At 57.4% G+C, this 6,865-nt stretch carries 11 protein-coding genes and 1 tRNA gene; 10 read left to right on the forward strand and 2 right to left on the reverse strand.

Features of this window, described 5'->3' with window-relative positions; genetic code table 11:
• Positions 1-54 precede the first annotated feature (54 nt).
• Positions 55-621, reverse strand: a complete 567-nt coding sequence (locus EL26_RS07765) for a C39 family peptidase (RefSeq protein ID WP_152559200.1) — start codon at positions 619-621, stop codon at positions 55-57.
• A gap of 186 nt (positions 622-807) precedes the next feature.
• Here EL26_RS07765 and pabA point away from each other — a divergent pair, with 186 nt between their 5' ends.
• The 3 genes from pabA to EL26_RS07780 all read left to right on the forward strand — a co-directional run bounded on the left by pabA (position 808) and on the right by EL26_RS07780 (position 2,844).
• Positions 808-1,395: an aminodeoxychorismate/anthranilate synthase component II gene (pabA, locus tag EL26_RS07770; protein WP_038086327.1), complete on the forward strand. Its 588-nt coding sequence runs from the start codon at positions 808-810 to the stop codon at positions 1,393-1,395.
• Complete coding sequence (locus EL26_RS07775) at positions 1,380-2,279, forward strand: aminotransferase class IV (RefSeq protein WP_038086329.1); 900 nt, start codon at positions 1,380-1,382, stop codon at positions 2,277-2,279. The genes pabA and EL26_RS07775 overlap by 16 nt, the downstream gene beginning before the upstream one ends.
• A gap of 343 nt (positions 2,280-2,622) precedes the next feature.
• A complete protein-coding gene (locus EL26_RS07780; protein WP_038086332.1) occupies positions 2,623-2,844 on the forward strand; it encodes a hypothetical protein in 222 nt (73 codons plus the stop codon).
• Between the two features lie 50 nt (positions 2,845-2,894).
• On the opposite strand, the gene EL26_RS07785 is transcribed toward EL26_RS07780, so the two are convergent.
• Complete coding sequence (locus EL26_RS07785) at positions 2,895-3,404, reverse strand: Hsp20/alpha crystallin family protein (RefSeq protein WP_038086335.1); 510 nt, start codon at positions 3,402-3,404, stop codon at positions 2,895-2,897.
• Positions 3,405-3,530: 126 nt separating this feature from the next.
• Here EL26_RS07785 and EL26_RS07790 point away from each other — a divergent pair, with 126 nt between their 5' ends.
• The 7 genes from EL26_RS07790 to EL26_RS07820 all read left to right on the forward strand — a co-directional run bounded on the left by EL26_RS07790 (position 3,531) and on the right by EL26_RS07820 (position 6,688).
• The gene (locus EL26_RS07790; RefSeq protein ID WP_038086336.1) at positions 3,531-3,776 is read left to right on the forward strand and encodes a spore germination protein; all 246 of its coding nucleotides are present in this window, start codon (positions 3,531-3,533) and stop codon (positions 3,774-3,776) included.
• Positions 3,777-3,781: 5 nt separating this feature from the next.
• Positions 3,782-4,000 carry a hypothetical protein gene (locus EL26_RS07795; RefSeq protein ID WP_038086339.1) on the forward strand — a complete coding sequence of 73 codons (219 nt, stop codon included), beginning with the start codon at positions 3,782-3,784 and terminating at the stop codon, positions 3,998-4,000.
• Between the two features lie 126 nt (positions 4,001-4,126).
• Positions 4,127-4,378, forward strand: a complete 252-nt coding sequence (gene gerPC, locus EL26_RS07800) for a spore germination protein GerPC (protein WP_038086341.1) — start codon at positions 4,127-4,129, stop codon at positions 4,376-4,378.
• Between the two features lie 118 nt (positions 4,379-4,496).
• Positions 4,497-4,898 (forward strand): hypothetical protein, encoded by a 402-nt coding sequence (locus EL26_RS07805; protein WP_038086342.1) that lies wholly within the window; start codon positions 4,497-4,499, stop codon positions 4,896-4,898.
• 139 nt (positions 4,899-5,037) lie between these two features.
• Positions 5,038-5,730: a CoA transferase subunit A gene (locus tag EL26_RS07810; protein ID WP_038086423.1), complete on the forward strand. Its 693-nt coding sequence runs from the start codon at positions 5,038-5,040 to the stop codon at positions 5,728-5,730.
• Between the two features lie 32 nt (positions 5,731-5,762).
• Positions 5,763-6,422 (forward strand): CoA transferase subunit B, encoded by a 660-nt coding sequence (locus tag EL26_RS07815; protein WP_038086345.1) that lies wholly within the window; start codon positions 5,763-5,765, stop codon positions 6,420-6,422.
• Positions 6,423-6,612: 190 nt separating this feature from the next.
• Positions 6,613-6,688 (forward strand) — tRNA-Lys (locus EL26_RS07820).
• Positions 6,689-6,865: the final 177 nt, after the last annotated feature.

A 6,865-nucleotide genomic window follows, 5' to 3' on the forward strand; every position in this document is an offset into this window, starting at 1 on the left:
TACCATGCGCATCCTGTAAAAATAAGCCCCGGAGGCAAACCGGGGCTTGGTTTCTTATTCTTGCCGGAGACCGACCGCTTGTTGACCCATCTGCTCCCACCGCTTTTGAAACAGCGAGCGCGGATAGTGTTCCAGACGCCCGGTCAACGGGTCTTGCACGGAAACCGTCGTCGCGGAATATCCGGTCAGGACGGTTGCGTGTTCAGGCGTTTTCCAATCGATCGTCTTGCCGCTGCCCGTTCGCCACGTCATCGAGCTGCGGGGCTCGGCGAGGCCGATCGTCACCCACGTGATCACGGGGCTTCCCTGATCCACCGATTGTAAAACGCTTGTGAAGGAGTTTCCGGTGAGGTCGAAGGCGCGTGCCGGTTCCTTTTTTTGCAGGACTTGATAGATCGGCTCGTGAAACACGCCGTAGCCGTTCGGGGAATCGGGCGACCCGATAAACCCGCGATGCGGATCGCCGCCGTACCAGACGCCGTTGCGCTGATATGGCGCCGGCTCGCGGTGCACCCAGCCGGCGACTTCCGTTTTGGAAACCGGATGGCCCGCCCAGTGCAGGAGCATCGTGAGGGACGCGATTTCGCAGCCCGTGGGCATTTGCGGATTTTGTGGTATCATGGCTACGTCGGGAACGGCTGCAAACGTTGGATGCGGAGGAAACAGAAGCAGGGTCGTCGTCAGGGAAACGAGAGTTGTCTGTTTGAGAAAGCCCAATGTGTTTCACCTCACGACCCATAGGATTTCCGGAATGCGGCGGGCGCTTGCCGATCAGTTTTTACCTGCTGGAGAGGGGCGTTTTTTCCTGTGATTTTGATGATCGACAACTATGACAGCTTTGTCTATAACCTGGTCCAGTACTTGACCGAGATGGGGCATGAGTTGCTCGTGCAAAGGAACGACGAGATTACATTGGAAGAGATTGAAGCGTTGAACCCGGAGGTGTTGATCCTCTCGCCGGGGCCGTGCTCGCCGAACGAAGCGGGCATTACGCTTGCGGCGATTCGCCACTTTGCAGGGCGGATTCCGTTGTTTGGCGTGTGTTTGGGGCACCAGGCGATCGCGCAGGCGTTTGGCGGGCGCGTCGTGCACGCCGAGCGGATGATGCATGGAAAAACGTCTCCGGTCCATCACGACGGGCGGACGACGTTTTACGACCTGCCGAGTCCGTTGACGGCGTGCCGGTATCATTCGTTGATCGTGGAGCGCGAGACGCTGCCGGAGTGTCTGGAGATTACGGCGTGGACGGCGGAGGGCGAGATTATGGGGTTGCGCCATCGGGAGTTGGCGGTCGAGGGCGTGCAATTTCACCCGGAGGCGATCCTTACGGAGCACGGCAAGTCGATGTTGCGCAACTTCATAGAACGGGCGGGAATCGCATGCACGTCTGTCTAAACGGTCGAATCGTACCCGTCGAGGAAGCGCAAGTTTCCGTCCTCGACCACGGCTTTCTCTACGGCGCGGGTCTCTTTGAGACGATGCGCACCGTGGGCGGGCGTCCGATGTTTTGGGAGGCGCATTATGAGCGGCTTTGCGAATCGGCACGGGACATCTCGCTTTGGAAACAGCACGAGGCTGACGATGACGTTTCGGGTCAATCTGCGCAAGTGCGTTCCCTTCCGTGGTCTTCCTCTGAACTCCACGATCTCCTCGTAGCGACTGTCCGCGCCAACAACCTGCCGGAAGCCTACGTCCGGCTCTCAATCACTCGCGGACCAGGAGTGCTCGGCCCGAGCGGGAAATCGTGCGAGACGCCGACTTTGGTGATTTACGCCAAACCGCTGGTCCTGCCGAGCGCCGAAACGTACGCAACCGGCCGCGACCTGCTCGTCCTGCAAACCCGCCGCAGCACGCCGGAAACTCCCGTGCGCGTCAAATCGCTGAACTACCTGAACTCCCTGCTCGCGTACGCCGAACTCGAAGCGCGCGGCGGGGGAGAGGGCATTCAACTGACGCAGGACGGATTTGTGGCGGAGGGGGCGGTCAGCAATTTGTTTTTTGCGGTGAACGGCGAACTGTGGACGCCGAGCCTCGAAACGGGCATCCTCCCCGGCATCACGCGCGCATGGGCGCTGCAAACCGCACGCGCCCACGGCATCCCGACCCGCGAGCATCGGTTCACGCTCGACGATCTCGCCGCCGCGACGGAAGCGTTCACGACCAGCTCCGTCACCGGCATCCTGCCCGCCGTCTCGATGGAGAAAAAACCGCTCCATCACGGAACCCCCGGCCCGATCACGAAACTCCTGATTGCGGCATGGAACCGGCAACTCTGCTAAAACCCCCTGAAACTCCCACGCAAAAAGGGTTGCACCCGCGCTTTGGCTCGTGGTATAGTAACACCTGTTCCCGCGAGAAACACGCCGGTGACGGTGAGACTGCGAGCCATTAGCTCAGTTGGTAGAGCACCTGACTTTTAATCAGGGTGTCGAAGGTTCAAGTCNCAGTTGGTAGAGCAGAGGACTGAAAATCCTCGTGTCGGCGGTTCGATTCCGTCCCGAGCCACCAGAATCATCACTCAAATGGTTCGAGCCTATCCCACCCATAACAGTGTAGGGAAGCGCCGTGTGCACACACGGCGCTTTTTTGGCGTATCTTAGGCAGGAAGAGGGGGAGATAGGCATGATTGGCGGCATCAACGTTTTGGCTGTGAAAGTGAACACGATCGACAAAGGATACTTCAACGTAGGTCCGTTGTTCTTACAGGATTGGAACGGGTACAGCAAGCAAAACTACGGATCGGGCGAGATCAACGGCGACGCAGACTTTCAGTTTGGGTTTACCACCATCGTAAACGACACGGATGCGGTGGACCAACCGATCGCGCACGGCAGCGTGGTGTAGCGGGCCGTGCAACAAAAAATCGTCGAGCCGAAACGGCCTCGACGATTTTTTTATGGATCGGTTTCGATGCGGATTCGCTTCTTGGGCTCTTTGGGGCGAGAACGAAACGGCAGGCGGATTTCCAAAATTCCGTTGACGTAGCGCGCATCAATTTTATCTTCCTCGATCGGTTCCGGCAGCGACACGATTCGTTTAAAATCGCCCTTGAACCGCTCGGAAAGGAGCGACTTGTGACGGTCATACGGGCTTGCGGCGGTGCCGGTGATGAACAGTTGACCGCCGTGCATGTAGACCTCGATGTCGTCGACGTTGCGCAGACCGGGCAGTTCGACGAGGACGAGGTACTGTTTGTCTGTTTTGCACACATCGATCGCCGGCTGAGCGGGCGGTTTGGGACGGGCGACGGATTGGTTGGGGGGATGATGAGAAACGACATCGTTCGAACGGTTGACGGAGGAGGTTTCTGAATCCGGCAACACAGACAGGATGTCTTCCCAAAAATCGTTGCCAAAAAAGCGCCGTGCTTGGTCTTCCCATTTTTTCAGATCTTGGCGCTTCATTCAGGTCGTCCCCCTTTCGGTACCTCGCTTCAGTGTATGCGAGGGTTTCACGCGGAGTGACGTGTCACCGAAGTGGGCGCTTGCACATAGGCTGTAGGAGACGGGGCAGAGAGGAGAGGGTCCGAGTTGGCTTTCACAATCAACATCTTCAGCATTAAGGTCAACAACGTGGAAAACGCATCGGCTCTCAACGTCGGGCAGAACCTGTTGCATGATTGGAAGAACAACGCGAAGTACAACCAAGGGTACGGGCAAATCATCGGGGACTTTAACCGGCAGCGCAACGTCAAAGCCAGAGTTGACGACCAGGACATGATGGATGCGCCGTCCCGCGAGATCTCGATTACCCAACTTCCCAGTATGTTGAGGTGAGACCTGTGCAAATCAATGTGAATTTCATAAAATCCATGACGTTCGACAAATCGTTTATCACCATCGGCCCGACGATCCAAACCGTGGTGCGCGCCAGAGAAAATCAAAACTACGGGCTCGGGGAGGTCGTGGGGGACCGCAACGAGGTGTTCGGCGCGAAGTATGCCGTTTCTGACGACGATGTCTTCGATTTTTTGACGAAAAAGATCGTGATCCACAAATGAAAGTCTATTTTGATCTCCAGTCGTTGAAAGTCATCAACATGGACAACGCGTTGCTCAACGTCGGCAAAAACTTCATCATCACGCCCAAAGGACACGGAGAAAAGAAAAAAGGAGGCGACAAGACCGGTGTGGAACGTCTGGGAAGCGATTCGCTCACTGGAAGCCCGCCTCCTCGCCCTCCAGTGTGAAAACGCCGAGCTGCGCCGCGAACTGGAAGCGCAGAAGAAGCGGACGCTTCGGATCAAAAAAGTCGTCTACCACGTCCACTCTCTGCACATCGAGGAGATGAGCGGGACGCTGAACATCGGGTTGAACGCGCCGTTGGACGAGGAAGAGATGGAGCAAATTGAGCTGGAAATGCTGAAGACCAAGGACTAGGAAACGGCCGGGAGCGGGACACCGGCTGTTTTTTTCGTGCGGTTCCATACTTGTCCGTGGCTCTGGGAACTCCACTGGCATCTCTTAATAGAAGCAAAGTTTGAAAGGAGGTGTCAGCATGCCTCTTCGTATCTCCACCAACTCCAACAACCTCTCGTTCACGAACCAATTCCTCTCCCAAAACGGCGTGGCGATCGGCGGCAACGTTCGTCAAAGCGCGAACCAAATCGCGATCACCCGCCAAGGCTCCAACAACACCATTCGCATCAGCGGCGTCGGGAGCGGCAACCGTCGCCGCCGCCGTGTGGACATCGTGACGATCACGTTCCGTCGCACGATCAAGCGCGGCCGCCGCATCACGTCTGTCACGGTCATCGGCAACGCGCGCCAGTGCGACCGGTTCCTGCAAGTCGGGGAACGCGTCGAGCCGGCGGTTCGTTGTTTGCGCGATGCCGGGTTTGTGCTCTTGCGCTCCCGCAACAACACGTTGGTCTTCATCCGCGTGCGCGGCAACCGTTAGTCAATTCTCACAAAAAACGCCTTCGGTGTTTTCACCGGGGGCGTTTTTTCTTATAATTAACTTGTATCCGTATTCATTGGATTTTCCTACCGTCCGTTGGTTGGAAGGTAGCAGATAGAAGGAGGTACTTTCATTGGCTATCAACAAGGTCTACCAAAGCGCAGTGGATGCCGTTGCAGACATCCAAGACGGCGCGACTCTCATGGTCGGCGGTTTCGGTCTTTGCGGCATTCCGGAGAATCTCATCCTCGCGCTGCGTGACAAAGGCGTCAAGGATCTCACCGTCATCTCGAACAACTGCGGCGTTGACGACTGGGGCCTCGGTTTGCTCCTGCAGAACCGCCAAATCAAGAAGATGATCTCTTCCTACGTGGGAGAGAACAAGGAATTCGAGCGTCAATTCCTCTCCGGCGAACTGGAAGTGGAACTGGTTCCGCAAGGGACGTTGGCGGAGCGTTGCCGTGCGGGCGGCGCGGGGATTCCGGCGTTCTTCACTCCGGCGGGCGTCGGCACGCCGGTGGCGGAAGGCAAGGAAACCCGTGTGATCGACGGCAAGGAGTACATCTTGGAGAAAGCTTTGAAAGCGGATTTCTCGTTGGTGAAAGCATTCCGCGCGGACGAGATGGGCAACCTGATCTACCGCAAGACCACCCAAAACTTCAACCCGATGATGGCGACGGCGGGTGCGATCACGATCGCGGAAGTCGAAGAGATCGTGCCGGTGGGCACGCTCGACCCGGACTTCATCCACACGCCGAGCGTGTATGTGCAGCGCGTTGTGCAGGGATCGTTTGAGAAGCGCATCGAGCGCCGCACCGTGCGTCAAGGCTAAGAAGCGGAGAGAAGAAAGGGGAACTGGAAGACATGGCATTGACTCGTGACCAAATCGTGCAACGAGCAGCACAAGAAATTCAAGACGGCTTCTACGTCAACCTCGGGATCGGGATTCCGACCTTGGTGGCGAACCATATTCCGGAGGGTCTTGACGTGGTCCTCCAATCGGAGAACGGGTTGCTCGGCATCGGGCCGTACCCGACGGAAGAAGAGCTGGACGCGGACTTGATCAACGCGGGCAAGGAAACCGTCACGGCGATTCCGGGTTCTGTGTACTTCTCGTCTGCGGAGTCGTTCGGCATGATCCGCGGCGGGCACATCGACATCGCGATCTTGGGCGCGATGGAAGTTTCGGAGCAAGGCGACCTCGCGAACTGGATGATTCCGGGCAAGATGGTCAAAGGCATGGGCGGCGCGATGGACCTCGTGCACGGAGCGAAGCGTTTGATCGTGACGATGGAGCACACGAACAAGCACGGCGACGCGAAGATCCTGAAGCAATGCGCGCTGCCGTTGACCGGCAAGAAAGTTGTGCACCGCATCATCACGGACCTCGCTGTCATCGACGTGACCGACGAAGGTCTGAAGCTGGTGGAAGTGGCGCCGGGTCATACGGTCGAAGAAATTCAAGCGAAGACCGAGCCGACGTTGATCATTCCGGCAGAAGGCGTGAAGGAAATCACGGTGTAAGGTTTCGCTGAGGTTTTGGAAAAAAAGTCCCCGGTTGCTGCCTGCGAGGCGGTTGCGGGGATTTTTTTCTGGAGAAGAGGGGTTGCGTTTTTGCGATGCGGGTGGTATATTAGTTCTTGTCGCCGAGAGATAGACGCGGTGCACCGGTTAAGTTTCTTTCTCATAGAGTAGTTCTCATGGCGAGCAGTACGAGCCATTAGCTCAGTTGGTAGAGCACCTGACTTTTAATCAGGGTGTCGAAGGTTCGAGTCCTTCATGGCTCACCATAACGATGTAGCCCCACTAACAGCGCCGCCGTCCTGGCGGCAACGTGGGACGAAGGTAGCCCCGCTAAGAACGCCGCCATCCGAGCGGCAACGCGGGACGCACGCCTCCTTGCGTGCGGAAGTGGCTCAGGGGTAGAGCATCGCCTTGCCAAGGCGAGGGTCGCGGGTTCGAATCCC

It is taken from the genome of Tumebacillus flagellatus (assembly GCF_000714935.1).
Lineage (GTDB): Bacteria > Bacillota > Bacilli > Tumebacillales > Tumebacillaceae > Tumebacillus > Tumebacillus flagellatus.